General features: G+C 61.7%; 30 protein-coding genes and 1 riboswitch. Of the genes, 18 read left to right on the forward strand and 12 right to left on the reverse strand.

The features are described from left to right. Positions 1-71: 71 nt before the first annotated feature. From AC4BBN_RS16135 to AC4BBN_RS16160, 6 genes are all read left to right on the forward strand, one after another. Positions 72-1,622 carry a sugar ABC transporter ATP-binding protein gene (locus tag AC4BBN_RS16135; protein ID WP_490593020.1) on the forward strand — a complete coding sequence of 517 codons (1,551 nt, stop codon included), beginning with the start codon at positions 72-74 and terminating at the stop codon, positions 1,620-1,622. Next, complete coding sequence (locus tag AC4BBN_RS16140) at positions 1,619-2,602, forward strand: ABC transporter permease (RefSeq protein WP_490593021.1); 984 nt, start codon at positions 1,619-1,621, stop codon at positions 2,600-2,602. The genes AC4BBN_RS16135 and AC4BBN_RS16140 overlap by 4 nt, the downstream gene beginning before the upstream one ends. Further along, positions 2,599-3,567, forward strand: a complete 969-nt coding sequence (locus AC4BBN_RS16145) for an ABC transporter permease (protein ID WP_490593022.1) — start codon at positions 2,599-2,601, stop codon at positions 3,565-3,567. The genes AC4BBN_RS16140 and AC4BBN_RS16145 overlap by 4 nt, the downstream gene beginning before the upstream one ends. Continuing rightward, positions 3,564-3,896 carry an L-rhamnose mutarotase gene (rhaM, locus tag AC4BBN_RS16150; RefSeq protein ID WP_490593023.1) on the forward strand — a complete coding sequence of 111 codons (333 nt, stop codon included), beginning with the start codon at positions 3,564-3,566 and terminating at the stop codon, positions 3,894-3,896. Before AC4BBN_RS16145 ends, rhaM begins: the two co-directional genes overlap by 4 nt. 5 nt (positions 3,897-3,901) lie before the next feature. After that, positions 3,902-5,320, forward strand: coding sequence for an FGGY-family carbohydrate kinase (locus tag AC4BBN_RS16155; RefSeq protein WP_490593024.1), 1,419 nt, complete (start codon positions 3,902-3,904; stop codon positions 5,318-5,320). A gap of 131 nt (positions 5,321-5,451) precedes the next feature. Further along, positions 5,452-5,607: riboswitch (FMN riboswitch) on the forward strand. Between the two features lie 87 nt (positions 5,608-5,694). Next, positions 5,695-6,174 (forward strand): 6,7-dimethyl-8-ribityllumazine synthase, encoded by a 480-nt coding sequence (locus AC4BBN_RS16160; protein WP_490593025.1) that lies wholly within the window; start codon positions 5,695-5,697, stop codon positions 6,172-6,174. Between the two features lie 12 nt (positions 6,175-6,186). Here AC4BBN_RS16160 and flhC read toward each other — a convergent pair whose 3' ends face one another. The 6 genes from flhC to AC4BBN_RS16190 form a co-directional block, all read right to left on the reverse strand. After that, on the reverse strand, positions 6,187-6,732 hold the full coding sequence (gene flhC / locus AC4BBN_RS16165; RefSeq protein ID WP_490593026.1) for a flagellar transcriptional regulator FlhC: 546 nt from the start codon (positions 6,730-6,732) through the stop codon (positions 6,187-6,189). 10 nt (positions 6,733-6,742) lie between these two features. Then, positions 6,743-7,069 (reverse strand): flagellar transcriptional regulator FlhD, encoded by a 327-nt coding sequence (gene flhD / locus AC4BBN_RS16170; RefSeq protein ID WP_490593027.1) that lies wholly within the window; start codon positions 7,067-7,069, stop codon positions 6,743-6,745. Between the two features lie 197 nt (positions 7,070-7,266). After that, entirely contained in the window at positions 7,267-8,313 is a 1,047-nt protein-coding gene (locus AC4BBN_RS16175; RefSeq protein WP_490593028.1) for an NAD(P)H-dependent glycerol-3-phosphate dehydrogenase, read from the reverse strand. Between the two features lie 21 nt (positions 8,314-8,334). Then, positions 8,335-8,802 (reverse strand): protein-export chaperone SecB, encoded by a 468-nt coding sequence (gene secB / locus AC4BBN_RS16180; RefSeq protein ID WP_490593029.1) that lies wholly within the window; start codon positions 8,800-8,802, stop codon positions 8,335-8,337. A 92-nt stretch (positions 8,803-8,894) separates the two neighbouring features. Further along, complete coding sequence (grxC, locus tag AC4BBN_RS16185; protein ID WP_490593030.1) at positions 8,895-9,155, reverse strand: glutaredoxin 3; 261 nt, start codon at positions 9,153-9,155, stop codon at positions 8,895-8,897. A gap of 47 nt (positions 9,156-9,202) precedes the next feature. After that, entirely contained in the window at positions 9,203-9,613 is a 411-nt protein-coding gene (locus AC4BBN_RS16190) for a rhodanese-like domain-containing protein (RefSeq protein WP_490593031.1), read from the reverse strand. 110 nt (positions 9,614-9,723) lie between these two features. Between AC4BBN_RS16190 and gpmA the strand changes: the two genes are divergently transcribed. From gpmA to AC4BBN_RS16220, 6 genes are all read left to right on the forward strand, one after another. After that, a complete protein-coding gene (gene gpmA / locus AC4BBN_RS16195) occupies positions 9,724-10,470 on the forward strand; it encodes a 2,3-diphosphoglycerate-dependent phosphoglycerate mutase (RefSeq protein WP_490593032.1) in 747 nt (248 codons plus the stop codon). Between the two features lie 79 nt (positions 10,471-10,549). Beyond that, positions 10,550-11,986, forward strand: coding sequence for a S41 family peptidase (locus tag AC4BBN_RS16200; RefSeq protein WP_490593033.1), 1,437 nt, complete (start codon positions 10,550-10,552; stop codon positions 11,984-11,986). Positions 11,987-12,052: 66 nt separating this feature from the next. Then, entirely contained in the window at positions 12,053-12,811 is a 759-nt protein-coding gene (locus AC4BBN_RS16205; protein WP_490593034.1) for a HesA/MoeB/ThiF family protein, read from the forward strand. A gap of 89 nt (positions 12,812-12,900) precedes the next feature. Then, positions 12,901-14,589, forward strand: coding sequence for a SulP family inorganic anion transporter (locus AC4BBN_RS16210; RefSeq protein ID WP_490593035.1), 1,689 nt, complete (start codon positions 12,901-12,903; stop codon positions 14,587-14,589). Between the two features lie 93 nt (positions 14,590-14,682). Then, positions 14,683-15,450, forward strand: coding sequence for a GGDEF domain-containing protein (locus tag AC4BBN_RS16215; RefSeq protein ID WP_490593036.1), 768 nt, complete (start codon positions 14,683-14,685; stop codon positions 15,448-15,450). 3 nt (positions 15,451-15,453) lie between these two features. Further along, positions 15,454-16,284 (forward strand): MinD/ParA family protein, encoded by an 831-nt coding sequence (locus AC4BBN_RS16220; RefSeq protein ID WP_490593037.1) that lies wholly within the window; start codon positions 15,454-15,456, stop codon positions 16,282-16,284. Positions 16,285-16,296: 12 nt separating this feature from the next. Here the strand turns inward: AC4BBN_RS16220 and AC4BBN_RS16225 are convergent, their stop codons facing one another. Genes AC4BBN_RS16225 through folE form a run of 3 tightly spaced genes read right to left on the reverse strand, consistent with a single transcriptional unit; the run spans position 16,297 to position 18,368 of the window. Next, complete coding sequence (locus AC4BBN_RS16225; protein WP_490593038.1) at positions 16,297-17,169, reverse strand: DUF429 domain-containing protein; 873 nt, start codon at positions 17,167-17,169, stop codon at positions 16,297-16,299. Positions 17,170-17,200: 31 nt separating this feature from the next. Beyond that, positions 17,201-17,623 carry a BLUF domain-containing protein gene (locus AC4BBN_RS16230; RefSeq protein ID WP_490593039.1) on the reverse strand — a complete coding sequence of 141 codons (423 nt, stop codon included), beginning with the start codon at positions 17,621-17,623 and terminating at the stop codon, positions 17,201-17,203. 4 nt (positions 17,624-17,627) lie between these two features. Continuing rightward, on the reverse strand, positions 17,628-18,368 hold the full coding sequence (gene folE / locus AC4BBN_RS16235; protein ID WP_490593040.1) for a GTP cyclohydrolase I: 741 nt from the start codon (positions 18,366-18,368) through the stop codon (positions 17,628-17,630). Between the two features lie 140 nt (positions 18,369-18,508). On the opposite strand from folE, the gene AC4BBN_RS16240 reads away from it, so the two are divergent. Further along, the gene (locus AC4BBN_RS16240) at positions 18,509-18,880 is read left to right on the forward strand and encodes a nuclear transport factor 2 family protein (RefSeq protein ID WP_490593041.1); all 372 of its coding nucleotides are present in this window, start codon (positions 18,509-18,511) and stop codon (positions 18,878-18,880) included. A 31-nt stretch (positions 18,881-18,911) separates the two neighbouring features. On the opposite strand, the gene AC4BBN_RS16245 is transcribed toward AC4BBN_RS16240, so the two are convergent. After that, positions 18,912-20,138, reverse strand: a complete 1,227-nt coding sequence (locus AC4BBN_RS16245) for a urate hydroxylase PuuD (protein ID WP_490593042.1) — start codon at positions 20,136-20,138, stop codon at positions 18,912-18,914. A 152-nt stretch (positions 20,139-20,290) separates the two neighbouring features. Then, positions 20,291-21,097, reverse strand: coding sequence for a xanthine dehydrogenase accessory protein XdhC (gene xdhC, locus AC4BBN_RS16250; protein ID WP_490593043.1), 807 nt, complete (start codon positions 21,095-21,097; stop codon positions 20,291-20,293). 65 nt (positions 21,098-21,162) lie between these two features. Between xdhC and AC4BBN_RS16255 the strand changes: the two genes are divergently transcribed. Next, positions 21,163-21,687 carry a hypothetical protein gene (locus AC4BBN_RS16255; protein ID WP_490593044.1) on the forward strand — a complete coding sequence of 175 codons (525 nt, stop codon included), beginning with the start codon at positions 21,163-21,165 and terminating at the stop codon, positions 21,685-21,687. 72 nt (positions 21,688-21,759) lie between these two features. Here AC4BBN_RS16255 and uraH read toward each other — a convergent pair whose 3' ends face one another. Then, positions 21,760-22,110 carry a hydroxyisourate hydrolase gene (gene uraH, locus AC4BBN_RS16260; RefSeq protein ID WP_490593045.1) on the reverse strand — a complete coding sequence of 117 codons (351 nt, stop codon included), beginning with the start codon at positions 22,108-22,110 and terminating at the stop codon, positions 21,760-21,762. Between the two features lie 76 nt (positions 22,111-22,186). Here uraH and AC4BBN_RS16265 point away from each other — a divergent pair, with 76 nt between their 5' ends. From AC4BBN_RS16265 to AC4BBN_RS16280, 4 genes are read left to right on the forward strand one after another with little or no spacing between them, the layout of a single operon-like run. Further along, on the forward strand, positions 22,187-22,858 hold the full coding sequence (locus AC4BBN_RS16265; protein WP_490593046.1) for a GntR family transcriptional regulator: 672 nt from the start codon (positions 22,187-22,189) through the stop codon (positions 22,856-22,858). Between the two features lie 19 nt (positions 22,859-22,877). Beyond that, the gene (puuE, locus tag AC4BBN_RS16270; protein ID WP_490593047.1) at positions 22,878-23,822 is read left to right on the forward strand and encodes an allantoinase PuuE; all 945 of its coding nucleotides are present in this window, start codon (positions 22,878-22,880) and stop codon (positions 23,820-23,822) included. Positions 23,823-23,829: 7 nt separating this feature from the next. Beyond that, on the forward strand, positions 23,830-25,605 hold the full coding sequence (uraD, locus tag AC4BBN_RS16275) for a 2-oxo-4-hydroxy-4-carboxy-5-ureidoimidazoline decarboxylase (protein WP_490593048.1): 1,776 nt from the start codon (positions 23,830-23,832) through the stop codon (positions 25,603-25,605). Then, positions 25,602-26,846 (forward strand): M20 family metallopeptidase, encoded by a 1,245-nt coding sequence (locus tag AC4BBN_RS16280; RefSeq protein WP_490593049.1) that lies wholly within the window; start codon positions 25,602-25,604, stop codon positions 26,844-26,846. Before uraD ends, AC4BBN_RS16280 begins: the two co-directional genes overlap by 4 nt. Positions 26,847-26,899 lie beyond the last annotated feature (53 nt).

Raw genomic sequence — 26,899 nt, forward strand, 5'->3', positions numbered from 1 at the left:
CCAGCCAACAAGTTCATGGGGCATCTCTGTCAGGGTGGGTGCCCCTTTTTTATGCAAAGCTGGATTTCTAAATGAGTGACGTATTGCTTAGCCTGCGCGGCATCCACAAACGCTTTGGCGCTACCCATGCGCTGCGTGGCGTGGACCTGGACTTGCAGGCCGGAGAAGTGCTGGCCCTGGTGGGCGAAAACGGCGCCGGCAAGTCCACTTTGGTCAAGCTGCTGACCGGCGTGATTCCGGTGGACGAAGGCAGCATCACGCTCAACGGCGTGGCACACAAATTTGCCAACGCCCAAACTGCCAAGGCCGCTGGAATCCAGGCCGTGCACCAGGAAACGGTGATGTTCGAAGAACTCAGCGTGGCCGAAAACATTTACGTGGGCCGCCACCTGATGCGCGGCCCTTTCATCGACTGGAAGAGCATGAACACCCAGGCCCAGCAGGTGCTGGACCAGATCGGTGCGCGCTTCCAGGCCAGCACCGTGGTGAAAGACCTGAGCCTGGCCGAGAGGCACCTGGTGGAGATCGCCCGTGCCCTGTCGCAAAAAGCCCAGGTCGTGATCCTGGACGAGCCCACAGCGGCCTTATCGCAGCAGGAAATCCGCGACTTCTACGGCATTGTGCGCAAGCTGCGTACCCAAGGTGTGGGCGTGATCTTCATCACCCACAAGTTCGACGAAATATTTGCCGTGGCCGACCAGTATGTGGTGCTGCGCGACGGCACTACCGTGGGCAGCGGCCGTATTGCCGATGCCACCGAGCAAGACCTGGTGAAGCTGATGGCGGGCCGCGCCATCGACCAGATCTACCCCGCCATCACCTCGGTGCCGGGCGAGGTGGTGCTGACGGTGCAAGACCTGTCCCACCCCACCGAATTTGACAAGCTGAACTTCACCTTGCGCAAGGGCGAAATCCTGGGCTTTTACGGCCTGGTCGGCTCTGGCCGCAGCGAATCCATGATGGCGCTGATGAGGCTGAACCCCGCAGCCCACGGCACATTCACCGTCGGCGGCAAACCCTTTTCACCCAAAGATCCGGCGGACGCCATCAACGCCGGCATCGCCTACGTGCCGGAAGAGCGCCAGCGCCAGGGTGGCATTCTGAGCTTTTCGGTGCAGCACAACATCAGCCTGGCGGGCCTGAGCCGCTTTGCACGTGGGCCCTGGCTATCGCAAGTGCGCGAATCGGCACTGTGCCAACGCATGATCGAGCGCCTGCGCATCAAGACGCACTCGCCCGACACCCTGCTGTCCGGCCTGTCGGGCGGCAACCAGCAAAAGGTGGTGATCGCCAAATGGCTGGGCCTGGAGCCACGCATCGTGATCCTGGACGAGCCCACCAAGGGCATCGACGTGGGTGCCAAGCAGGCTGTGTACCAGTTGATTGCAGAAATGGTGGAACAAGGCCTGGCGGTGATTCTGGTGTCCAGCGAACTACCCGAGGTGATGAACCTGGCCCACCGCACCATCGTCATGCGGCGTGGCGTGCAGGTGGCCGAATTTGCCCGTGCCGACGCGCATGCGGAAGCCATTGTGGCGGCGGCATCCGGCGCCACTGCAGCCAACAGCCCGCCGCCTGCGGCGCGGCCCACCCAGGTATTGCTAGAGGCATTTGCAGCATGAAAAAATTTAACGTGATTCGCAGGGAATGGCTGCTCCTGGCCATCATCGTGGTGATTGCCCTGGCCGTAGGTGCGCGGGCTCCCGTGTTCCTCAGTTGGCGCAACGGGCTGGATATCGCCAACGACTCAGCCATCCTGAGCATCCTGGTCATGGGCCAGATGCTGGTGTTGCTGACCCGTGGCATCGACCTGTCGGTCGCATCCAACCTGGCGCTGACGGGTATGGTCTGCGCGCTGCTGGGCCGGGCCTGGCCCGAGGCGCCCATCGTGCTGCTGATATTGGTGTCCTTGGTGGTAGGCGCGCTGCTGGGCAGCGTCAACGGCTGGCTGATTACCCGCTTTGCACTGCCACCCATTGTGGTGACGCTGGGCACGCTGTCGGCCTACCGGGGCGCGATTTTTGTGGCCAGCAAGGGCGCCTGGATTTCCGACCAGGACATCCACCCCGCCATCAAGGGCCTGCCGCGCGAGGTCTGGCTGGGCCTGCCCGCCCTGGTGTGGTTTGCGCTGGCCGTGCTGGCTGCCAGTGCCGTGTTTTTGAAGCTGCGCCGTGAAGGCCGCGAAATCTACGCCCTGGGCGGCAACCCGCATGCAGCGGCCTATGTAGGCATCTCGGCCAACAAGCGGCTGCTGATGGTCTACACGCTATCCGGCATGCTGGCCGGGCTGTCAGGGCTGCTGTGGGTGGGACGCTATTCCATCGCCTACACCGAGCTGGCCGCAGGCTATGAGCTGACCGTGGTGGCGGCCTGCGTGATCGGCGGCGTGAGCATTGGCGGCGGCGTGGGCAGCGTGCTGGGCGCCGCTTTAGGCGTGCTGTTTATCGGCGTGGTCAACGGTGCCTTGCCGGTGATCCAGGTGTCGCCCTTCTGGCAGCAGGCAATTGCCGGCGCGGTGATCTTGGTTTCGGTGGCGGTGAATGCCCGCGCCGAGCGGCGCGCTGGGCGCCAAATTCTGGAACGTAAAGGGAGTCTGGCATGAAGGCCTGGAACACATGGGAACGGGTGCTGCTGGCCCTGCTGGTACTGCTTTTGGTGGTGTTTGGCGTGACGCAACCGGGCTTTATGTCGCCCGACGCGCTGGCCGACAGCACCTTCAATTTCAGCGAAAAAGGCATTCTGGCGCTGGCCCTGGCCTTGCTCATCATCACAGGCGAAATTGACCTGTCCATCGCCGCCACGCTGGCGCTTTGTTCGCTGGCCATGGGCTTTTCCATGCGGGCGGGGGCCGGTCCGCTGGGCATCACGCTGGCGGCATTTGCCACCGGTGCTATTGCCGGCGGGCTGAACGGCTGGCTGGTGACGCGCTACAAACTGCCCTCCATCGTGGTGACGATTGGCACCTTGTCCCTGTACCGGGGCCTGGCCCTGGTGGCACTGGGCGACAAAGCCATCTCTGGCTACCCCGAGGCCTTCTCCACCCTGGGCAATGCCTATGTGGGCGAGCTGATTGGCGTGCGCTGGCTGGTGTTGCCGATTGAATTCGCCATCCTGCTGCTGTGTGCCGTGGCGGTGGGCGTGGTGCTGCACCGCACCGTGCTGGGCCGCCGGCTGTATGCGGTGGGCGCGAACCCAGTAGCGGCCCGCTTCTCGGGTATTGCGGCCGACCGTTACCGCATGGGTCTGTTTGTATTTGCCGGCCTGATGGCGGCGCTGGCAGCCATCATGTTGACCGGCCGCATCGGCAGCACCCGCCCCAACATCGCCATGGGCTGGGAGCTGGACGCCATCACCATGGTGATCCTGGGCGGCGTGGCCATCGAAGGCGGGCGCGGCAGCATCGTGGGCACCATGCTGGCCGTGCTGCTGCTGGGCCTGTTCACCTTTGCCATGGGCATGGCGAACGTGACCGGCATTGTGATGAGCATGGTGATTGGCGCGCTGCTGATCGTCTCCATGGTCTTGCCGCGCATGTTCAAGCGGCCTGGCCGGAGGCTGTTGGCATGAGCGTTGAAATTAGCTCGGAGAAATACGCCTTCCGCATGTTCCTGCACCCGGGCTGCGTGGCGGAATACAAAAAGCGCCACGACGAGATCTGGCCCGAGCTGGTGGCCCTGCTGAAAACAGCGGGCGTGAGCGACTACAGCATCTACCTCGATGAGGAACACCATGTGCTGTTCGCCGTGCTGCGCCGCGCCGCCGGCCACACCATGGACGCCCTGCCCCAGCACCCGGTCATGCAGCGCTGGTGGGCCTATATGGCCGACCTGATGCGCGCCAACCCCGACGGCAGCCCGGTGGCCGAGCCGCTGCCCTGCATGTTCCACCTGGACTGATGCGCATGCAGGACACGACTCTGGACCTGACCCTGGTCATAGACATCGGCAAAAGCCACGCCAAACTGCTGCTGGTCAACGACAGCGGCGAAGTGCTGGAGCAACACGGCCGTAAGAACGCCCCAGTCACGGCGCCGCTGGGCTACAGCGCGCTGGACATCGGCGGCCTGACCGACTGGATCTGCTCCACCCTGGCTGCGTCTGCGCTGACGCGGCGCTGCGCCCGCGTGATTCCCTGCACCCACGGTGCAGCGTTTGTCGCACTGGACGACAGCGGCCTGGCCTGGCCCGCAATGGACTATGAGTTTGACGGCTGTGCAGGCCAGACCAGCGCGCTGCATCCGGCCTATCAAAGCCAGCGCGATGCCTTCGAGTCCACGCTGTCGCCCGACCTGCCCATGGGCCTGAACGCGGCCCGCCAGCTCTACTGGCTGCAACACACCCATCCGGACGCCTGGGCCCGTACCCGCACCCTGCTGCCCTACCCGCAGTACTGGGCCTGGTGGCTCAGCGGCGTGGCCGCCAGCGAGGTATCGTCCCTGGGCTGCCACACCCAGCTGTGGCTGCCAGACAGGCAAGAATTCTCTGCCCTCGCCACTTCGCAAGGCTGGGCCACCCTGTTTGCGCCACTCGCACCTGCCTGGCAAGTGCTTGGCAACGTGCGGCCCGCGTTGACCGAGACACTGGGCTTGCCAGCCGCCTGCGAAGTGCATGCAGGTGTGCATGACAGCAATGCCTGCCTGGCGCGCTACCTCTCGAACGCACAGGACCTCACCGTGGTCTCCTCTGGCACTTGGACGGTTTTGATGGCGCCCGATGCCTCCACCGCTACTTTGCGAGCAGAACGCGACATGCTTTGCAACGTCAACGTACTGGGCCAGGCCACGCCCACAGCCCGCTTCATGGGTGGGCGCGAGTTCGCCGCCATACTGGACGGCGCCCATCCAAATCTGGGCACACTGGACGACATCGCCAGTCTGCTGCATAGCCAAACCTTTGCGCTGCCCAGCTTCGCCCTCCAGGGCGGCCCTTTCATGCAACGCGTTGGGCAGATCGTACGGGCCGGCGAAACAATTCCTTTGTCCATGCTGCCCCCGGGTGAACGCTCGGCGCTGGCGGCGCTGTATTGCGCGCAACTCACCGCATGGCTGGTGCAGCAGTTGCGCCCCACTGCAGCCCACGCCAGCGTGGTGGTCGAGGGGCCGTTGGCCCATAACCCGCTGTACCTTGGGCTGCTACAAGGCCTGCTGCCAGACCACCACTGCCAAGCCAGCACCGACGCCATGGAAGGCACGGCGCGCGGCGCCTGGATGCTCAGCCGTTGGACAAGCAGCCCTGCCGCCACCAGCCTGCAAGCTGCGCCCCGCTACGTACTTCCCGGTTTAGCCGCCTACCAGGCGCTCTGGCTGCAAGCATTGCAGTAAACGCTCTACTTTTAATAGCTACTTGCGCAGGCATTACCTGCGCCGCAGCCCTATTTTTCATATATCCAGATGCAGAAAAGGTATATGCATCTGGACTTACACTCTGGGGGTGCGCACTTGTTGGTGCGCAACAGCGTTCTCAGGGCGGGGTGAAATTCCCCACCGGCGGTAATGGCAGCGATGCACAAGCCCGCGAGCGCCTGCAGATGGCCCGCCATCCGCAGGGTCAGCAGACTCCGGTGCGATTCCGGGGCCGACGGTCATAGTCCGGATGCAAGAGAACGCGTTCCTGCAGCCCTTTGCCGTGCGCGGCGTTGGGCTGGGCGGGTGCGCGTGCGTCCTGGGTTTGGAAACTTTTAATGTGTTGAAGCCCTATGACCACGACCGCAAAATTCTCCGGCAACATCCGCGTTGCCTTTGTCCAAGCCACCTGGCACGCCGACATCGTCAACCAGGCGCGCGACGGCTTTCTGGCCGAGATGGCCCGCCACGGCGTTGCCCGTGAATCCATTACCGTGATTGAATTGCCCGGAGCTTTCGAGATTCCGCTGCACGCCAAGAAGCTGGCGCAGTCGGGCCAATTCGATGCCATCGTGGCAGCTGGGCTGGTGGTGGACGGCGGCATTTACCGCCATGACTTCGTGGCCACGGCGGTGATCCAGGGCCTGATGTCGGTGCAGCTGGAAACAGGTGTGCCCGTGTTCTCTGCGGTGCTGACGCCCCACCATTTCCATGCCGGTGCCGAGCACCAGCAGTTCTTCAGCGCCCACTTCGTGCACAAGGGTGCGGAAGCGGCCCAGGCCTGCCTGCGCACCGTGACCAGCCTGCGCCAGCTGAACGCGCTGACGCAGTAAGGACTTGTTGCCTTAGTGCAGCATCAGTGTGCGTTCGCCCTTGCACTTGCCGGCACGTGCCGGTGGGCTGCACAGGCCGCACACGTACTGGCGGGGGTTTTCGTACAGCTCGGTGACGAACTTGCCACCGCAACCGCTGCACTGCGTCATGTTCAGCATGTTCGCATCCACAAACTTCACCAGGCGCCAGGCACGGGTGAAAGACAGCAGCGGGTCGATTTCAGCAGCCAGAATCTGCTCGCTGTACAGGCGATAGGCCTTGGTCAGCGTGTCGATAGAGTCCAGGTCCACGCTCTTGGACAGGTATTCGTAGATGTTGAGAAACAGCGACGAATGGATGTTTTCTTGCCACGACAAAAACCAGTCGGTGGAGAACGGCAGCTGGCCTTTGCTAGGCGACTTGCCCGACACTTCCTTGTACAGGCGCAGCAGGCGCTCGTAGGACAGGTCGGTCTCCGACTCCAGCACTTGCATGCGTGCACCCATACGGATCAGCATCGCGGCACGTTCAATTTGCTGGGAATCCTGCAGCACGCTCTTGACGGGTTTGGTTGCCATGGTGCGCTCCTTACAGGACTTCGGCCACGCGGCCAGCCATCAGGATGTTGGCATGCAAGATGTTGGTGGCCGAGTTGCCCACCTTCTTGATGTCGTGGTTGGTCAACAAGCTCCACACCAGGCTGTCTTCCACGCGGAAGTGGCACAGCAGCATATTGCCCGACGCCAGTTTCAAAATTTGTGCTGCCGACAATGCGCCGAGGATGTCGGCTGCTTCTTCATTGATGCCCAAGCGGAACAAGGCCTCGGCCTTGTCCTGCCGAATCAGGCTTTGCGCCAGCATGAGGTACGTCAGATTGGCCTCGCGGATTTCGGCAATGATCTGTTCGCTGTTCATGGTGATGTCCTTTGGGGCTAACCCCGTTCAAGCCCAGTTCAGGCCGCATGTTGCTTGTCGCAAATTGCTTCTTCCCGATCCGTTGAAATGGATTGTGAATACCCCCCAATCAAAAATTAAGTCGGCGTAGAGCCATCCCGCATGTCAGGCTTTTGGGCACGCGTGTAAGGTTTTTTCTTACACGCGTGTCAGCCCGCTCAGGGCAGCTCGGCAACCGGGTCGCGGCCCATCAGGGCGGACACCGCGTCAGCCGGGCGCATGCGGCCGTCCAGCAAGGCCACCACGCCCTCGGTGATGGGCATGTCCACACCCAGCGCCTGTGCGCGCTGCAGCACCGTGCGGGCGCTGTACACGCCCTCGGCCACATGGCCCAAAGAAGCCACGGCCTGCTCCAGACTGTGGCCCTGGGCCAACAACAAACCGACCTGGCGGTTACGGCTCAGGTCGCCTGTAGCAGTGAGCACCAGATCGCCCAGGCCAGACAAGCCCATAAAGGTCTCGGCCTTGGCGCCCAGGGCAAGGCCTAGGCGCGTCATCTCCGCCAAGCCCCGCGTGACCAGAGCGGCCCGCGCATTCAGGCCCAGGTGCAGGCCGTCGCACAGGCCGGTGGCAATCGCCAGCACGTTCTTCACCGCGCCGCCCACCTCCACGCCGGCCACGTCGTCGCTGGCGTACACGCGCAGCGCCGGACTGTGGAATGCCGCCACCAGTGCGTCACGCACACGGGGCTGGTGACTGGCGGCCACCAGTGCCGTGGGCTGGCCCCGCGCCACCTCCTGGGCAAAGCTGGGGCCGCTCAAAACGCCATAGCCGGCATCCTGCCAGTGCGGATTATTTGCTATTAATTCAGTAGCTACCTGCGCACGTATTTCGTGCGCTAGAAGCCCAAAAGCCTTGGAACCCGGCGGCTCAAAGCCCTTGCACAACCAGGCGACCGGCGCCTCGCAGGCAGCCACCACGCCCAGCAAGGAACGCAAGCCCGACATGGGCGTGCCGACAATCACCAGGTCCTGCCCAACGAGCAGGCTAGCCAGGTCTTCAACGGTAGAGGAGCAGAGTTGCAGCGCATCCGGAAAGCGAATGCCCGGCAGATACCGGGCATTGCAGCGATCGGCTTGCATGGCCGTCGCCTGTTGCGGATCGCGCGCCCACAGCGTGACGGCGTGGTGCGCAGACGGGTTTTGGGCAGCGCTGATGGCCAGCGCCGTACCCCACGCACCCGCGCCCAGCACGATAATTTTCATGGCGGGCTGGGAACGCTGGTTTTACTGCAGCGTGGCAGTAGGTGCCTCGGCCGACGCGGCAGCTGCGTTGGCTTGCTGCTGTTCGTACATAGCCTGGAAGTTGATTTCCGCCAGATGCACTTGCGGGAAGCCCGCGCGTTGCACCAAGTCAGCCACGTTGCCACGCAGGTACGGGTAGACGATTTGCGGGCAGGCAATACCGATGATCGGGCCCATCTGCTCTTGCGACATATTGCGGATTTCGAAAATACCGGCTTGCTTGGCTTCGACCAGGAACACGGTTTTTTCGCCAATCTTGGTTTGCACGGTGGCGGTCACAGCCACTTCAAAAATGCCGTCGGCTACAGGGTTGGCTTCCACACCGAGTTGGATTTCCACCGAAGGCTGGGCCGGGTCCAGCAGGATGCCGGGGGAATTGGGCTGCTCCAGCGAAGCCTCTTTCAGGTAAACGCGCTGGATTTGGAATACGGGATCTTGTTGCTCGGACATGGAATTCTTTCAATTCGAATCAAAAACAAAGCCCGCCAAAACAGCTCGGCGGGCTAAAAAGCAGACGGATTATTGCCGATCAGGATGACGTTTCACGCCGCGTTCAGCAAGGGCAGCAAACCACCCCGGCCATCCAGCGCCACCAGGTCATCGCAACCACCCACATGGGTATCGCCGATGAAGATTTGCGGCACGGTGCGCCGGCCGGTGATTTCCATCATGGTCGCACGCGCTTCCGGCAGTTGGTCTATGCGGATCTCATCAATCGACTCCACGCCCTTGCTCTTGAGGATTTGCTTGGCCCGTATGCAATACGGGCAAACAGCGGTGGTGTACATCTTCACAACTTGCATGGGCAGCTACTTTCGGCAAAAAACAGATAACGTTATCTAAGACCTTATCAGGACTTTTCAACTGGCAGATTGGCTTCTTTCCAGGCCTTCAAGCCGCCGCTAAGCACCTCGGCCTGCTCATAACCCAGTTTTTTGGCCACAGCCAGGGCGCGGTTGGCGCGCGCGCCCGTGGCGCACACCAGAATCAAAGGCAGGCCTTTGTTCTTCACCGTGCTGGTGAGCTTGTCTTCCAGCTGGGCCAGGGGAACGTTCTTGGCGCCGCCCACATGGCCGGCAGCGAACTCTTCGGCTTCGCTCACGTCCACCACCACGGCTTTTTCGCGGTTGATGCGCTGCACAGCACCGTTGGCCGTCAGGGTTCCAGCTTTGGCGCCATTGGCCAGGACCGGCCACAGCAAGCCCACACCCGAGGCCACCGCCACCGCTATCAACATCCAGTTATCCAGTAAAAACTTCACTTTGCACCTTTATTTGGGGTTAACCGGGACTTGCCCGAACCGGCGATTTTAGAATGGCGGGGTAGCGATCGCTTGGGACGCTATTTAAATACAACCTGCCTACACGCCACATGTACAAACTCGTTCTGATCCGCCACGGCGAATCCACCTGGAATCTTGAAAACCGCTTCACGGGCTGGACCGATGTGCCCTTGACCGAAACCGGCATCGAACAAGCCAAGCAATCCGGCCGATTGCTGAAAGCCGAGAACTACGAATTCGACGTGGCCTATACCAGCGTGCTCAAACGCGCCACCCACACGCTGTGGCATTGCCTGGACCAGATGGACCGCACCTGGCTGCCCGTGGTGCACAGCTGGCGCCTGAACGAACGCCACTACGGTGCGCTGCAAGGCCTGAACAAAGCCGAAACCGCCAAACAATACGGCGATGACCAGGTGCTGGTCTGGCGCCGCAGCTACGACACGCCACCACCGGCCCTGGAAGCCACCGATCCGCGCAGCGAACGCGGCGACATCCGCTATGCCAAGCAATCCCCTGAGCAAATCCCGCTGACCGAATGCCTGAAAGACACGGTCGCCCGCGTGCTGCCCTTCTGGAATGACTCCATGGCACCCGCCATCAAGGCCGGCAAGCGCGTGGTACTGGCCGCGCACGGCAACTCCATCCGCGCACTGATCAAGTACCTGGACAACATCTCCGACGACGATATCGTGGGCTTGAACATCCCAAACGGCATTCCTCTGGTGTACGAGCTGGACGCTGACCTGAAACCCATTCGCCACTATTACCTGGGCGATGCCGAGGCTGCAGCCCAGGCTGCTGCTGCCGTAGCGGCCCAAGGCCAAAAGAAATAGGCTTCAAAAAGGTTTACATGGAACGTATCCGTGCAAACGGATATCAACGTGTATATTGACAGCGACTTGAAAGATGCTTATGGGCCAGAAACTCAAAATTACCGGCTGGGTTGCCGCCGGTGCTATCGCCGGGGCCTTAACCACGGTCTCGCTGCAAACAGTAGCGCGGGGCGCGATGGCGCCACTGCCGCTGGAAGAGCTACAACAACTGGCAGCGGTCTTCGGCATGGTCAAAACAGACTATGTGGAACCGGTGGACGAGAAAAAGCTGATCAGCGATGCCATCTCCGGCATGGTGGCCAGCCTGGACCCCCATTCGCAGTACTTTGACAAAAAGTCTTTCAAGGAATTCCGTGAAGGCACGACCGGCCGTTTTGTCGGCGTGGGCATCGAAATCACCCAGGAAGACGGCTTGGTCAAGGTGGTTTCGCCCATCGAAGGCTCGCCGGCCTTCCGCGCGGGCCTGAAGCCCAACGACCTGATCACCAAGATCGACGACACCGCCGTGAAGGGGCTTGCCCTGAATGACGCAGTGAAGCGCATGCGGGGTGAACCCAATACCAAGGTCAGCCTGACGATCTTCCGTAAGGATGAAAACCGCAGCTTCCCGGTCACCATCACCCGCGAAGAAATCCGTACCCAATCGGTGCGCGCCAAGGTCGTCGAGCCCGGCTACGCATGGGTCCGCCTGAGCCAGTTCCAAGACCGCACGGTAGAGGACTTCGCACGCAAGATCGAAGACATCTACAAACAAGAACCCAAGCTGAAGGGCCTGGTGCTTGATTTGCGCAACGACCCCGGTGGCCTGCTGGATGCCGCAGTCGCGGTGTCGGCCGCCTTCCTACCTGAAAACGTGACCGTGGTGTCCACCAATGGCCAGTTGGCAGACAGCAAGTTCACCTACAAGGCCTCGCCCGAGTTTTACCAACGCCGAGGTGCCGACCCCCTCGCCCATCTGCCGGTCGCCCTGAAGACGGTGCCACTGGTGGTGCTGGTGAATGAAGGCTCAGCCTCGGCCAGCGAAATCGTGGCCGGCGCACTGCAGGACTACAAGCGCGGCACCCTGATGGGCAGCCAGACCTTCGGCAAGGGCTCGGTGCAGACCGTGCGCCCCCTGGGGCCAGACACCGGCCTGAAGCTAACCACCGCCCGCTACTACACGCCTAGCGGCAAGTCCATCCAGGCCCGGGGCATCGTGCCAGACGTGATGGTGGATGACACCGAAGAAGGCAGCCCCTATGCCGCCCTGCGCATGCGCGAAGCCGATCTGGACAAGCACCTGAACAGCGGCCAGGGCGAAGAAAAGAAGGACGAAGCCCGTGAAAAGGCCCGTGAGGAAGCCCGCAAACGACTGGAAGCAGAGGCTCTGAAGCCGATTCCTGAACGCAAGCCGGCGCCTGAGTTCGGCAGCGACAAGGACTTCCAGCTGATGCAAGCCATCAACCAGCTCAAGGGTCGGCCGGTGCTAGTTAGCAAAACCCAAACCGAGCGCGCTGAAGAGAAGAAAGAGAATTAAGCCTCTCTGCCCCCACACAATGCCCCGATTTACGGGGCATTTTTCTTTGCCCACGACAATTGCAGCATGAACGACGAGCAACTTCTACGCTATTCGCGCCACATTCTGTTGGACGACATCGGGATCGAAGGCCAGGAGCGCCTGCTGGCGTCCCGGGCGCTGGTGATTGGCGCGGGCGGACTGGGCTCACCCGTCGCCCTCTACCTGGCAACCGCAGGCGTGGGCCAGATCAGCCTGGTGGACCACGACACGGTAGACCTGACCAATCTGCAGCGGCAGATCGCCCATACGCTGGAGCGTGTCGGCAGCGCCAAGGTGGATTCGGCCCGCCAGTCCATGCAGGCCATCAACCCTGAAATTCAAATCACCGCCATCCAGGCCCGCGCCGATGCTGAGTTGCTGAACCGCATGGTGGCGGATGCAGATGTCGTGGTGGACTGCTGCGACAACTTTGCCACCCGGCACGCCATCAACGCAGCCTGCGTGCGGCACGGCAAACCACTGGTGTCAGGCGCGGCCATCCGTATGGACGGGCAGATCAGCGTATTCGATCCGCGCTCGCCACTATCGCCTTGCTATGCCTGTGTTTTCCCACCCAGCGACGACTTCGAGGAAACCCGGTGCGCAGTCATGGGTGTGCTGGCGCCGCTGGTCGGCATCATCGGTGCCATGCAGGCCGCCGAGGCCATCAAACTGCTCAGTGGCGCGGGCAGTTCCCTCGCGGGCCGACTGCAAATGCTGGACGCCCGCACCATGGCCTGGAATGAAATTCGCATTCCCCGTGATCCAGGCTGCAGCGTCTGCGGCCATCGGCACGCACCCTGACCGTCTTACTCCTATTTTTATAGCTAGAAACCCAAGCAATATATGCGGATAGTGCCAAAAATATTCCTCATCCTCGCCCCACATTGCAAATGAATACGGCGACGCGACTACAGCGCTGGTTTCCCTTTCTGGCCTGGCCCCGACCCGATCGCAGCACCCTGGTGGGTGAACTGTGGGCAGGCTTGACCGTAGGCATGATGCTCATCCCCCAGGGCGTAGCCTATGCCGCGCTGGCGGGTATGCCGTTGGTCACTGGCATATACGCATCCATGCTGCCAGCTTTGGTGGCCGTGCTGTGGAGTTCATCGACCCGCTTGTCAGTAGGCCCTACTGCGCTGAGTGCGCTGCTGGTCGGCAGCGCACTGCTGGGCATGGCCGAGCCGGGCAGCGCCCAATGGGTGAAGTTGGCTGTCTGGCTGGCTCTGCTGTGCGGATTGCTGCAGGTGCTGCTAGGCCTGGGACGCTTTGGCTGGCTGCTAAACCTGGTCAGCGCACCGGTCTTGACGGGCTTCACCCAGGCGGCAGCCGTGCTGATTCTGCTGTCCCAGTTGCCTGCGCTATTGGGCCTGCATGGCGCCCTGGCTAGCATGTTGCTGCAGCCCGCCATGGACCCACAGGCCGCAGCCTTTGGCCTGGGCGCCTGGGCCGTTCTAGTCATAGGCAAGCGCTGGCTACCAAGATTTCCCACCTTGATGCTGTTAGTCGTTGCCAGCGCAGCACTAAGTGCCCAGCTGGATTTTGCAGACCATGGGGGCGCAGTAGTCGGCCACTTGCCCGCCGGCCTGCCCTTCTTACAATGGCCCGCCATGCTTAGCTGGGCCGAGCTGGGCGGCCTGGCCCTCCCCACTTTGGTGCTGACCTTGATCAGCTTTCTGGAAACCGCCTCCAGCGCCAAGGTGGACAGCCAACGCAGCGGTAAGCGCTGGAACGAGAACCAGGATCTGATCGGCCAGGGCATGGCCAAAATCGCCTCGGGCCTGTGCGGTGCGTTCCCCACCAGTTCCTCGTTTTCCCGCTCGGCCATCAACCTCTATGCCGGCGCCAAAACCGGTTGGGCCACCATTTTTTCGGTCGTGTTGGTACTGCTCGTGCTCCTGTGGCTGACGCCCTTGCTCTACCACGTGCCCCAAGCCGTGTTGGCGGCCGTAGTGGTGGCCGCCGTGTCCAGCCTGCTGCAGCCGGCCGAACTGCGCCGCATCTGGCGTGCAGCACCGGTGGAAGCCCTGACCTGTGCCACTACTTTTGTGCTGACCCTGGCAACCGCGCCCCGACTGTACTGGGGCGTACTAGCTGGGCTGCTGATAGGCTTATCCCATTTTCTGTACCACCGGCTACACCCCCGCATCATCGAGATTGGACTGCACCCGGATGGCAGCCTGCGGGACCGCCACCTGTGGCAGCTGCCGATGCTGGCACCCGACACCTACGCGCTGCGCATGGACGCCGAGCTCGACTTCGCGTCCGCCAGTGCACTGGAACGCACACTGATGGAGCACCTGGCGCTACACCCCAAGACACGCCAAGTCTGCCTGTTTGCACAACCCATCAACCGCATCGACGCCACCGGTGTGGAAACCTTTGGCAAGCTGCGCCAGGCATTGGCTCAGAGCGGCATCACATTGCACGTGAGTGGAATGAAACTACCGGTGGAGCAAGTGTTGCGTCGTGCCGGAGAACTCCCTCCTGTAACATCCCGCTCAGAAATGTTGCAACTACACCGAACAGATCAAGATGCACTCATTGCTTTACAAAAGGAGCTGGAAGACTTCGTGATTTGAGGCCGGCTGGCACCGCAATCGAAAGCTGGTTTCGCGGACGCGGTTTTTCATAGCCTTACTGTTAAACTTTCTGCACTACTGATTGGTACTTTTGTGTCTGCATCGGCAACCTCACTTTCCATCGATTTGCACGGTTTGCATCTTGAGTCGGCCTGCGCGCTGCTCCAGATAGAGCCGCCTGCGCCCGATGTGGCCGACCCCGCTGCTTACCTGCAAAATATTCTGGACAGTTTGTGCGATCTGTCCCTGCGCGACCCGCTCACTGGCCTGTCCAATCGCCGCCACTTCAATGCCGTACTGGCCTCCGAAGTGGACCGTGTGGCGCGTTCAGGCGAAGAAGCGCTGCTATTAATGATCGACATTGATCATTTCAAAAGTGTGAACGATACCTATGGCCACTCCGCTGGCGACGAAGTCCTGCGGGTCGTTGCAAAAACCCTGCAGACCTGCGTGCGCCCCATGGACACGCTGGCACGCTTCGGCGGTGAAGAGTTCGTGGTGATATTGCCGTCCTGCCAGCCGAGCTTTGGCCATGTGGTGGCGGAGCGCATCCGCAGGGCTGTGGAAAATACCATGATCTCTATTGCCCCCGGACTCGATCTGAAGGTTACGATCAGCATCGGTGGCGCATTCGCTTTGCAATGGATACGGTCAACCAGCGAGCTCTGGACGGAACGTGCGGACCAGCAACTTTATTTAGCCAAAACTACCGGGCGTAACCGCCTATGCCTGGAGCCCCCACCGGAAAGCAATGTCAGCGCGGAAGAAAAAAATCTGTTGTTTGGTCACCTGTCTGCCATCGAGCCAGCATGGGTTGAAATGTCGTCTAGTGCCACCTCTGATGGCGCTACACAAAGGTAAGCCGTGAGTAACAACAATTCAACAACCTCGACCACTCCGGCAGGCGCCGGCGCCAAGGTATTGGCCATCACCAGTGGAAAAGGCGGTGTAGGGAAGACCTTTGTCTCGGCCAATCTGGCGGCGGCACTTGCCAAGCGGGGCCACCGCGTGCTGGTGCTGGATGCAGACCTGGGCTTGGCGAATCTGGATGTCGTGCTGAACCTGCACCCCAAGATCACGCTGCATGACGTATTTACGGGCAAGGCAACGCTGGACGAGGCCATCATCAAGGCACCCGGCGGCTTTTCGGTACTGCTGGCTGGCTCTGGCATGGTCGAATATTCACGGCTGACGCCAGAAGTCCGCGACGAATTCCTGCAGGTGGTGCGTAGCCTGGTGCCTCGCTATGACGTGCTGTTGCTAGATACCGGCGCAGGCATCTCGGATGTAGTGCTGTTCTCGGTCTCGCTGGCGTCCGAAGTCCTGGTGGTGGCCACCCCCGAACCCACCTCGCTCACCGACGCATATGCGGCCATCAAGGTGCTGGCCACCCAGCAAAAGCGCCAGCACGTGCGCTTGATCATCAACCAGACAGCGCGCCCTGGCGATGGCCGGGCGATCACCACCCAGCTGCAACAGGTGCTAGACCGCTTTGTGACCACCGGTACCGGACGCTCTGTGCGTCTGATCCATGTGGGTGACATTCCCGCCGACTTGGCGGTGCGTGAAGCCGTGATGCGACGCCAGTTGTTGCTCGTCAACACGCCAGGCTGCCCTGCTGCACTAGCGATGTCCGAGTTGGCCCGCAAACTCGACGAAACCGTGATCACCCCCACTGAATTCAGCAAGGCTTGAGCGCAAAGCGCTTCAGGCCGTGATGATCCAGCCCTCCAGTGGGTCCATATCGACGGGTAAGCCGTAGCGGGCAATGCCTAATGCATGCTGCCCTGCGGCCCATCCGGCCTGCAGCATGCACAGCACCGCATCCAGGGCGTCACCGCTGGCATCCGCCACCAGGCTTTCGCGCTGTTCGGCACTGATAGCCAGGCGCAGCCCCAGGCCTACCGCGCCATGGGCGCCCTGCCCCAACTCCAGCGCCTGCACCAAGTCTTTGCGGGCCTGCATGCGCTCACGCGTTTGTTTGGCCTTGTCATCGCTTTTGTAACTACGCCGCCCGACACCACGGGCACCCGGCTGCCATCCGTCCAGCACACGCCGCGCCAGCAAACCGGGGTAGGCCTCCAAGGCCACGCGCCGTGAGTCACCGCGATGCAAACCTGGGAAGTCGACTCCGGCGTCCAGCAACAAGGGAACACCCGCGTGCAACATATAGGCCACCGGTGGGTTTACCCACTTCATTGACGGGCTGGAGCCGGCCGCGAAATCGCAGCCGCGGTGGGCGAATTTGCCGCCCGCAGGCCGGGCGTCGCAGAAAGCCGCAAACTGCGCCCGGACCTGGGCCCGGTCCAGACTGGAAAAATGGCGTATACAGTCCACCCAGCACAGCGGCCAACCCAGGCTTTCAACCAGTTCGCGGGGCAAGCCGAAGGGCAAATCGAATGCCCCCACCCAGTCTTGAGGCTGGGCAACTACGGCAGAAAAATCGGATAGGGAAGACATGCGTTCCAGCCGAGTCAACGCCACGCATCCATCCGCGTGGGTGCCCCAGGCCAGCACAATGTTTTTGCGCTTCGTCGGGCTACTGGAAAAATCACAGCCCAGAAGTGCAGGCAAGCCCATACCCTAAGCTGCTGCAAATACTGGAGAACGCTTAGACGCGGCCCACAATGGATGCGGTGGCCATCAGCTCTTCCAGCAGGGCCAGCGAGACTTTGCCCGACACGGAATAGGGGTCCAGCTCTGGCTTCTCTGCATATTTCAAGAGAATGGACTGGTTCAGACGCTGGATGTTTACCTGGCCCATAGTCCAGCCACCAAAACGTCGCTCGGAGATTTCTTCGAAATGCAGCAGCGCCACGTCTTTATGGCGTGCATCGCGCTGGATATGGCCATACAGCTCATTGACCGGCATACGACCGCCTTCAATGGCCTGCAAAAAGATACCGCCGCCATAGCAAAGAATGCCGGTGATGCCGCAGGTCGGGTTGTATTGGCGCGACTGGGCCAGGATGGCCTCAATCGCAGCAGGGCTGGTATCCAGGGCGCGGCTGGCGTAGAGCAGACGTACAAGCATGGCGTTAGCCCTTTCTGGGGAGGAGAGACAGGAATTCACGGCGCAGGCTGGAGTCCTTCAGGAATGCACCGCGCATGACCGAGTTGATCATCTTACTGTCCACATCTTTCACGCCGCGCCAACCCATGCAGAAATGGCTGGCCTCCATCACGATGGCCAAGCCGTCCGGCTGGGTCTTCTCCTGGATCAGGTCGGCCAGTTGCACCACGGCTTCTTCCTGGATCTGGGGGCGGCCCATGATCCACTCGGCCAGGCGCGCATATTTCGACAAGCCGATCACGTTTGTGTGCTCGTTGGGCAGCACGCCGATCCATATGTGGCCCATTACCGGGCACAAATGGTGGGAGCAAGCGCTGCGCACCATGATCGGGCCGACGATCATCAGCTCGTTCAAATGCTCGGCATTGGGGAATTCGGTGATGGTGGGAGCCGCCACATAGCGCCCCTTGAACACCTCTTTCAGGTACATCTTGGCCACTCGGCGGGCGGTGTTCTCGGTGTTGTGATCGTTTTCGGTATCGATCACCATGCTGTTCAGCACACCCTGCATTTGCACGGTGACCTCATCCAGCAAGGCCTCCAATTCACCAGGCTGGATGAACTCGGCAATATTGTCATTGGCGTTGAAACGCTTGCGCGCGGCCTGCAGCCGTTCGCGAATTTTGACGGATACAGGTGTGCCTTCCCCGTCTCGGGCATCAGCCAGCGCAATGGGATTCATAGCATCAGGTGTTTTCATTAACATACAAGAATGGTAGCAGGGCAGGCAATAGTGCCGCGCGAAGGCGCTACAAAGCCCTTTTCAACGCTACCGAATCGGGGCCTGCTGCGGGCACAGCATAATCAGCCCCTTTTTCGAAACGCTGGTTCCCACAAAAAGAAACTATGGACAACATCGACCTGCTCAACACACGTGAAAACTGGTACGCGGCCTTCTTCGCGGGAGACACCGACTTCATGGCCAGTGTGGAGGCCGACTCCTTCTGCGTAGTGCATGCGTCCGGCGTGCAATCCAAATGGGAACAATTGCACGGCATCTCCCGTGCAGTGCAGGCAGACCGCTGGTTTCCCAACAATGCCTACAAGCAGGACGCCAGCCTGTCGCTGCAAAACCATGGTGAATTCGTCGTGGTATCTGGCCAAAGCCATACGCTGATCGACGAGGAGCGCCTGGGTAGCGTGTACTTCAGCGAACTCTGGCGCAAGCAGGCGCAGGACTGGCAGGTCATGCACCTGCACTACACGCCGGTGGAATAGGCCAGCAGCGGCCCGCTTTAACGTTACCGCCTTACTGGGTGGAGGCGCCGGCTTCGAACCACTGTTTGATCATCGCGCGCTCGGCATCGGTGATGCCGGTGGCGTTGTTCATCGGCATGATTTTCGTCACCACTGCCTGCTGGTACACCGCCTGGGCGTGCTGCTGCAGGGCGGTCGGTGAGTCCAAGCGCACATTCTTCATTTGCACCTGGGGACCGTGGCACATATAGCAGCGCTGGGCCAGCACGGGCTGTATTTTTTCATAAGAAAATACGGCCGAAGCGCTTGTACTACCTGCGGGAGTAGCTACGGAACTTGTAGCATCCACGGGCGCAGGCCGCATCCACACAATGGCCCCCACGATCACCGCCAGGCCAACCAGGGCATACGCCAAAGGATGGCGGTTGCGACCCAGCAAATAGCCGTGGCGCATCACGAAGAACTGGCGTATGGCCGCACCGGCGAACATCATCAGCACGAGCACCAGCCAGTTCTGCGGGTGGCTGTAGGTAAAGCTGTAGTGGTTGCTCAGCATGGCAAACAACACCGGCAGCGTGAAATAGGTGTTGTGCACGCTGCGCTGCTTGCCGCGCTGCCCATGGATCGGGTCCACTGGCTGGCCGGCCTTGATGGCGGCCACCACGGTGCGCTGGCCCGGGATGATCCAGAAGAACACATTGGCGCTCATGGTGGTGGCAATCATCGCGCCCACCAGCAGAAAGGCTGCACGCCCAGCAAACCAGTGGCAAGCCAGCCAGGCCGCCACGCAGACCAGCACCGCCACCAGTGCGCCGACGATGGCGTCGCCATGCTTGCGCTTGCCAAACAGCTGGCAGATGCTGTCGTAGCACATCCAGAACACCACCAGGAACGACAGCGCCACACCAATCGCCGCGCCGGGCGACCAGTTCATCAGCGACTTGTCGATCAGATAGGTACTGGCATTCCACAGATAGGAAACGGTGAACAGCGAGAAGCCGGTCAGCCAGGTGGAATAGCTCTCCCAGTAGAACCAGTGCAGATGCTTGGGCAGCTGCGGCGGCGCCCCGGCGAACTTCACCGGGTGGTAGAAGCCGCCGCCGTGCACGGCCCACAGCTCGCCGCTCACACCTTGTTTTTTGAGGTCGTCGTCGACCGGCGGAGTCAGGCTGCTGTCGAGAAAGACAAAGTAAAAAGAAGAGCCAATCCATGCGATGGCGGTGATGACGTGGACCCAGCGCAGCAGCAGGTTGGCCCAGTCGAGGTAATAACTTTCCATGTGCACTCTCACCCTTGATGGCACCCGCACGGGGCACCAGTAATTTCTCTGCCTACCACTGCGGGCACTGTAGGCAAAACGAGGTCGCGAACAAAAGCTGTGAGAGAAAGCCTTGCACCGCTGCGACCTGAACCTGTGATTCTATGGATTAATCAAGAGTTAAGGCTTTGCAACAACTGTGCCGCAACCGCGACCGCGATCACCTCGGGCTCTTTGCCCGTAATGCCCGGCACGCCGATCGGGCAGGTCACCCGGGCCAGTTCGGCCTCGTCAAAGCCTCGGGCGAGCAACCGCTGACGAAAGCTGGCCCATTTGGTCTGGCTGCCGATCAGGCCGATAAAAGGCAGGTCGCCCTGGCTGCGCTGGCGTTGCAGGCAGGCCGCCACGATGTCCAGATCTTCGGCGTGGCTGAAGCTCATGATCAGCACCTGGCTGCCGGGCCGCAGATCGGCCACTGCCTTTTGTACCGGGTCGGAGTGCTCGCAATGCACATGCGCCGGCAGATCAGCGGGGAAGATACCGTCGCGGCTATCTATCCAGTTCAGCTGGAATGGCAGGCGCGCCACCACCTGCACCAACGCATGGCCCACATGGCCACCACCAAACAAGGCCACCGGCCTGAGCTGTTGGGCGCACTGCTGGCGCAGGCGCGGTGCATCCGCCGCCGCGATGGACTCAAAACGCAGGTAGACCACGCCGCCACAACACTGGCCCAGGCTGGGCCCCAGGGGGTAGCGCAAAGTCTTTACGGGGACCTCGCCGACCCGCAAGCGCGCCCGGGCTTCAGCGATGGCCTGGAACTCCAGATGGCCGCCGCCTATCGTACCCACCAGATGGTCGACAAACACCGCCATCCAGGTCCCGGACTCACGCGGCACCGAGCCTTGGGTAGACTCTACGCAGATAAGCACCGCAGCCTTGGACTGCAAGTGGTGGAGTAAAACGTCAATATGTGTCACAGCAAGCAATCTGGCCAAGAAAGCAGTATGCACGGCTGCGCGCACTGCCCCAAGCCTTCAAAATAATGAAAAAGCAACTCAAATACCTGCGTTTGAAACTAGCCGGCCTGTCCGCAGCCGCTGCGGCCTTGGTGGCGGGTTGTAACTCCACACCAGCACCCCAGCCAGCCGGCACACCTAGCCCGCCTTCGCCACCCAACACCGCTGCGCCCAGCAGCCCTCGCCCGGCCCAGCCTGCACCGCCCAAGATCTCCGCCGCCACCAATCCGCGCGACTACCGGCGCGATGCCGCCCGCCACCTGTACGACCGCAATGCAGAACGCATATTCCAAGGCAAGTTGCAAGCCAATCTGTACGCGATCGGCGTGCTGGAGGTGCACCTGGACCGCAACGGCATGGTCACCGGCCTGCACTGGATGCGCGCGCCACGCCACGCACCCGAGGTGGTTACCGAGATCGAACGCACCGTGCGTGCCGCAGCACCCTACCCTCCACCGTCCCGTATGGGCAAGGTCACCTACACCGATACCTGGCTGTGGGACAAGAGCGGCCAGTTCCAGCTGGACACACTGACCGAAGGCCAACTGTAGACACGCTACAAAAAACATAGCTTCCAGCGCAGGTAAATACTGCGCCAGCGGCCCATTTCTCTTAAAAACCTATCAACTCCCCCGGTAGGTCGAATAGCTCCAGGGGCTGACCAGCAGAGGCACGTGGTAGTGCTGCGCGGTATCGGCCACGCCGAAATCCAGGCTCACCTTGTTTAAAAACTGCGGTTGCGGCAACACCACGCCGCGCGCCGCAAAGTAGGCTGCCACGTCGAACACCAGCCTGTAGGTGCCGACCTGCAGCGTGTGGTTGTCAAACAGCGGCGCGTTCGTGCGGCCGTCATGGTTCAGCACATGGCGCTGCAGCAAAGTGCTGCTGTCACCCTGGGTGGCATACAAATCCACCGCCATACCAGCGGCCGGGCAGCCATGCATGGTGTCCAAAACGTGCGTGCTCAATCCCATAGATATCTCCACAAAAACGGTTTCAAAACGTAAAACAGATGTGTATACAGTTCGGTATTTCCGCTATTATGGATGCATGGAAGCAAGTACCACCAACACCCATACGATCGTCGAAGCGCTAACCAAGGCCATTGTGGAACACCGGCTGCACCCCGGCACCAAGCTGGCCGAGCAAAAGCTGGCCGACCATTTTGGCGTCTCGCGCACCCTGGTAAGGCAAGCCCTGTTCCAGCTGTCGCAAAACGGCCTGATCCGCCTGGAACCCGCCCGTGGCGCCTTCGTAGCCGCGCCTTCGGTGGCCGAGGCGCGCCAGGTCTTCGCCGTGCGCCGCATGCTGGAGGCGGAAATCACCCGCGCCTTGGCCCGCAGCATGACGCCGGCCAAGCTCAAGGTGTTGACCGACCATTCCGCGCTGGAGAAGTCCGCCCTCCAAACCCAGGACAACAGCAACCGCGCCGAGCTGCTGGGCGACTTTCACATCCGCATGGCCGAGCTGCTGGGCAACGACGTGCTGGTGCAGATGATGGTGGAGCTGCTGTCGCGCTGCTCGCTGATCACCCTGATGTACCAACCCGACAGTGCCGCCGAACACTCCAGCGAAGAACACGGCGCATTGATACAGGCACTCGCCGACCAGGACGAAAACCTGGCCGTACGCCTGATGGACGAACACCTGCAACACGTGGAGGCCAGCCTGTCCTTCGACCGCAAAATTCCCAGTAACGACATCGCAATGGCACTGGCCTGACTTGTGCTTGAGGAGCCCTATGACCGAGACATCCACCCACCACAGCAACTACCCCCGCGACCTCATCGGCTATGGCCGCAAGGTGCCCCACGCGCAATGGCCCAACCAGGCCAAGATCGCTGTGCAATTTGTGTTGAACTACGAAGAAGGCGGCGAAAACAACGTGCTGCATGGCGACGCCGCGTCGGAAACATTTTTGTCCGAGCTGATCACCGCCCAGCCTTTCCCTGACCGCCACATGACCATCGAGTCCATGTACGAGTACGGCTCGCGGGTGGGCAGCTGGCGCATCCTGCGTGAATTTGAAAAGCGCGGCCTGCCGCTGACTATCTTCGGTGTCTCCATGGCCCTTGAGCGCCACCCCGAGCTGACCCAGGCCTTTATCGACCTGGGCCATGAAATCGCCTGCCACGGCTGGCGCTGGATCCACTACCAGAACCTGCCCGAAGCCACCGAGCGCGAGCACATGGCGATAGGCGCTGAAATCATCCGCAAGCTCACCGGTGGGCAGTGGCCCCAAGGCTGGTACACCGGCCGCGACAGCCCCAACACCCGCCGCCTGCTGGCCGACCAAGGCGGCTTCAGTTACGACAGCGACTACTACGGCGACGATCTACCGTTCTGGATGCCCACCACCAAGAGCGACGGCACCGTAGAACCCCGCTTGGTCGTACCCTATTCGCTGGACACCAACGACATGCGCTGCGTGCAGGTGCAGGGCTTTAACACCGGCGACCACTTCTTGCAGTACCTGAAGGACAGCTTCGACGTGCTGTACGCCGAGGGCGATGAAGCCCCGAAGATGATGAGCATCGGCATGCATTGCCGCGTGCTCGGGCGCCCAGGCCGCTTCGGCGCTCTGCAGAAGTTCCTGGACTACGTGCAAAGCCACGAGCGCGTGTGGATCTGCCGGCGCATCGACATCGCCCGCCATTGGCACGAAACCCACCCGTTCCAAGGCTGAGCCGCGCATGCCACTGACGCTAGATTTCCTCAACACGGCTCCACTGGAGACCGTGTTGCAGCAGTTGCCGGGCCTGTACGAGCACTCGCCGTGGATCGCCGAACAGGCGCTGCAGCAGCGCCCGTTCCGCTCGCTGGCGCAATTCAAATACGCCATGGTGCAGGTACTGGCCGCAGCTGGCAACCAGGCCCAGCTGGACCTGATACGCGCCCACCCCGACCTGGCGGGCAAGGCCATGGAGGCCAATGGCCTGACGGCCGAGTCCACCCACGAGCAAAACCAGGCCGGCCTGACCCGCTGCACGCCCGAAGAGCTGGCCCTATTGCAGCAGTTGAATGCCGACTACCGCGCGCACAACGGCTTCCCCTTCATCCTGGCCGTGCGCGGCCCGCGCGGCATCGGCCTGCGCAAGCAGGAAATCATCGACACCTTCCAGCGGCGACTGCGCAACTCGGCCGACTTTGAATTAGCCGAGGCACTGCGCAACATCCACCGCATCGTCGAAATCCGGCTGGACGACGCCTTTGGCAGCGCGCCCGTACTGGGCAATCTCGTGTGGGACTGGCAGGAAGCGCTCAGCGTCCACACCGACCCCGGTTACGCCGAAAAAGGCCAGCTCACCGTCACCTACCTGACCGATGCGCACCGTGCCTGCGCCCAACAGATCGTGCTCACCATGCGCGACTGCGGCTTTGACGAGGTGTCTATCGATGCCATGGGCAATGTAGTGGGCCGCTACCACGCTACAACGCCACATGCCAAGACGCTGCTGACCGGCAGCCACTTTGATACCGTGCGCAACGGCGGCAAATACGACGGCCGCCTGGGCATTTACGTGCCCCTGGCGTGCGTGCGCGAACTGGCACGCCAAGGTAAGCGCCTGCCCTTTCACCTGGAGGTGGTCGGCTTCGCCGAGGAAGAAGGCCAGCGCTACAAAGCCACCTTCCTGGGTTCGGGCGCACTGATTGGCGACTTCAACCCCAGCTGGCTGGACCAGACCGACGTCGACGGCATCAGCATGCGCTCCGCCATGCAGCATGCAGGCTTGCGGATAGAAGACATCCCGGCCCTGCAACGCCAGGCAGCCAATTACCTGGGCTTTGTCGAGGTCCATATAGAACAGGGCCCGGTGCTCAACGAGCTGGATATTCCGCTGGGCATCGTCACCTCCATCAACGGCAGCGTGCGCTACACAGGCGAGGTCCAGGGCGTTGCCTGCCATGCTGGTACCACCCCCATGAACCGCCGTCGCGACGCCGCCACAGCCGTGGCCGAACTGGCGCTGTTTGTAGAGCAACGTGCCGCGCGCGATGGCGACTCAGTCGGCACCGTGGGCATGCTGCAGGTGCCCAACGGCTCCATCAACGTCGTGCCTGGCCTGTGCCAGTTCAGCCTGGACCTGCGCGCGCCGAACAATGCGCAGCGCGACGCACTGGCTAGCGACGTAGTGGCCGCACTGCAAACCATCTGCGAACGCCGTGGCCTGCGCCATACGCTGGTCGAGGCCATGCGCGCCGCCGCCGCCCCCAGCGCACCTGCCTGGCAGAAGCGCTGGGAACATGCGGTGGACAACCTGGGCGTGCCCCTGTACCGCATGCCCAGTGGCGCTGGCCACGACGCCATGAAGCTCCATGAAATCATGCCCCAGGCCATGCTGTTCGTGCGCGGCCAAAACTCCGGCATCAGCCACAACCCGCTGGAAAGCAGCACCAACAACGATATGCAGCTGGCAGTGGATGCCTTCTCCCAGCTTTTGACCCAACTCGCCACCGAACTCCCATGACCGCCATAACCGTTAGCACTGCTGATTATTCCCGCCTGGACACCTGGATTGACAGCCATTTCGACGCCGAAGTCCAATTCCTGCAAGCGCTGATCCAGGTTCCCACCGACACGCCGCCGGGCAATAACGCCCCCCACGCCGAGCGCACCGCCGAGCTGTTGCAAGGCTTTGGCTTCATCGCAGAAAAGCACGCCGTACCGGCAGCCGAAGTACAGGCCGCCGGCATGCAGTCCATCACCAACCTGGTGGTGCGCCGCGCCTATGGCCCGGGCAAAACCATTGCGCTGAACGCCCACGGCGACGTGGTACCTCCCGGCGAGGGCTGGACGCACGACCCCTACGGCGCAGAAATCAAAGACGGCAAAATCTACGGCCGCGCCACCGCCGTCAGCAAAGGCGACTTCGCCAGCTTCACCTTCGCGGTGCGGGCACTGGAGTCCCTGGGCCTGCCGCTGCAAGGCGCGGTGGAGCTGCACTTCACCTACGACGAAGAATTTGGCGGCGAACTCGGCCCCGGCTGGCTGCTGAAAAACAAAATCACCAAGCCCGACCTGATGATCGCCGCCGGTTTCTCCTACCAAGTAGTTACCGCGCACAATGGCTGCCTGCAAATGGAAGTCACCGTGCACGGCAAGATGGCCCATGCGGCCATCCCTAGCAGCGGTGTCGATGCGCTGAATGGCGCAGTTCACATCCTGAACGCGCTGTACGCGCAAAACACGCTGTACCAAAACATCACCTCCCAGGTAGAAGGCATCACCCACCCCTACCTGAATGTAGGCACCATCGTTGGCGGCACCAATACCAATGTGGTGCCCGGCAAGGTCACATTCAAGCTCGACCGCCGCATGATCCCCGAGGAGAACCCGGTCGAGGTCGAAGCCAACATCCGCAAAATCATTGCCGACGCGGCGGCCAGCCAACCCGGCATCACGGTGGACATCAAGCGCCTGCTGCTGGCCCGCTCTATGCGCCCCCTGCCCGGCAACGCGCCGTTGGTCCAAGCCATCCAGAAGCACGGCCTGGCCGTGTTTGGCGAGGCCATTCCGGCCATGGGCACACCGCTGTACACCGATGTGCGGCTGTATGCCGAAGCCGGTATTCCTGGCGTCATCTACGGTGCCGGCCCGCGCACTGTGCTGGAGTCCCACGCCAAGCGTGCCGACGAAAGGCTGGACCTGGAAGACCTGCGCCGCGCCACCAAGGTGATTGCGCGCACGCTGTGCGACTTGCTGGCGTAGTCGCTCACTGCATTCAAAATACAAAAAAGCCCTGAACCGCGCAATGCGGCTCA

The organism is Rhodoferax sp. SPJ21, from assembly GCF_058216335.1.

Coding starts and splice junctions, on each gene's coding strand:
- AC4BBN_RS16145 (WP_490593022.1), top strand. CDS start 2,599: ATGAAGGCCTGGAACACATGGGAACGGGTGCTGCTGGCCCTGCTGGTA.
- AC4BBN_RS16265 (WP_490593046.1), top strand. CDS start 22,187: ATGGAAGCAAGTACCACCAACACCCATACGATCGTCGAAGCGCTAACC.
- AC4BBN_RS16160 (WP_490593025.1), top strand. CDS start 5,695: ATGACCACGACCGCAAAATTCTCCGGCAACATCCGCGTTGCCTTTGTC.
- AC4BBN_RS16225 (WP_490593038.1), bottom strand. CDS start 17,169: ATGGGCTTGCCTGCACTTCTGGGCTGTGATTTTTCCAGTAGCCCGACG.
- AC4BBN_RS16175 (WP_490593028.1), bottom strand. CDS start 8,313: ATGAAAATTATCGTGCTGGGCGCGGGTGCGTGGGGTACGGCGCTGGCC.
- secB (WP_490593029.1), bottom strand. CDS start 8,802: ATGTCCGAGCAACAAGATCCCGTATTCCAAATCCAGCGCGTTTACCTG.
- AC4BBN_RS16210 (WP_490593035.1), top strand. CDS start 12,901: ATGAATACGGCGACGCGACTACAGCGCTGGTTTCCCTTTCTGGCCTGG.
- AC4BBN_RS16140 (WP_490593021.1), top strand. CDS start 1,619: ATGAAAAAATTTAACGTGATTCGCAGGGAATGGCTGCTCCTGGCCATC.
- AC4BBN_RS16240 (WP_490593041.1), top strand. CDS start 18,509: ATGGACAACATCGACCTGCTCAACACACGTGAAAACTGGTACGCGGCC.
- AC4BBN_RS16245 (WP_490593042.1), bottom strand. CDS start 20,138: ATGGAAAGTTATTACCTCGACTGGGCCAACCTGCTGCTGCGCTGGGTC.
- flhD (WP_490593027.1), bottom strand. CDS start 7,069: ATGAACAGCGAACAGATCATTGCCGAAATCCGCGAGGCCAATCTGACG.
- AC4BBN_RS16230 (WP_490593039.1), bottom strand. CDS start 17,623: ATGCTTGTACGTCTGCTCTACGCCAGCCGCGCCCTGGATACCAGCCCT.
- AC4BBN_RS16280 (WP_490593049.1), top strand. CDS start 25,602: ATGACCGCCATAACCGTTAGCACTGCTGATTATTCCCGCCTGGACACC.
- gpmA (WP_490593032.1), top strand. CDS start 9,724: ATGTACAAACTCGTTCTGATCCGCCACGGCGAATCCACCTGGAATCTT.
- AC4BBN_RS16155 (WP_490593024.1), top strand. CDS start 3,902: ATGCAGGACACGACTCTGGACCTGACCCTGGTCATAGACATCGGCAAA.
- AC4BBN_RS16135 (WP_490593020.1), top strand. CDS start 72: ATGAGTGACGTATTGCTTAGCCTGCGCGGCATCCACAAACGCTTTGGC.
- AC4BBN_RS16205 (WP_490593034.1), top strand. CDS start 12,053: ATGAACGACGAGCAACTTCTACGCTATTCGCGCCACATTCTGTTGGAC.
- flhC (WP_490593026.1), bottom strand. CDS start 6,732: ATGGCAACCAAACCCGTCAAGAGCGTGCTGCAGGATTCCCAGCAAATT.
- AC4BBN_RS16255 (WP_490593044.1), top strand. CDS start 21,163: ATGAAAAAGCAACTCAAATACCTGCGTTTGAAACTAGCCGGCCTGTCC.
- folE (WP_490593040.1), bottom strand. CDS start 18,368: ATGTTAATGAAAACACCTGATGCTATGAATCCCATTGCGCTGGCTGAT.
- uraD (WP_490593048.1), top strand. CDS start 23,830: ATGCCACTGACGCTAGATTTCCTCAACACGGCTCCACTGGAGACCGTG.
- uraH (WP_490593045.1), bottom strand. CDS start 22,110: ATGGGATTGAGCACGCACGTTTTGGACACCATGCATGGCTGCCCGGCC.
- puuE (WP_490593047.1), top strand. CDS start 22,878: ATGACCGAGACATCCACCCACCACAGCAACTACCCCCGCGACCTCATC.
- AC4BBN_RS16200 (WP_490593033.1), top strand. CDS start 10,550: ATGGGCCAGAAACTCAAAATTACCGGCTGGGTTGCCGCCGGTGCTATC.
- rhaM (WP_490593023.1), top strand. CDS start 3,564: ATGAGCGTTGAAATTAGCTCGGAGAAATACGCCTTCCGCATGTTCCTG.
- grxC (WP_490593030.1), bottom strand. CDS start 9,155: ATGCAAGTTGTGAAGATGTACACCACCGCTGTTTGCCCGTATTGCATA.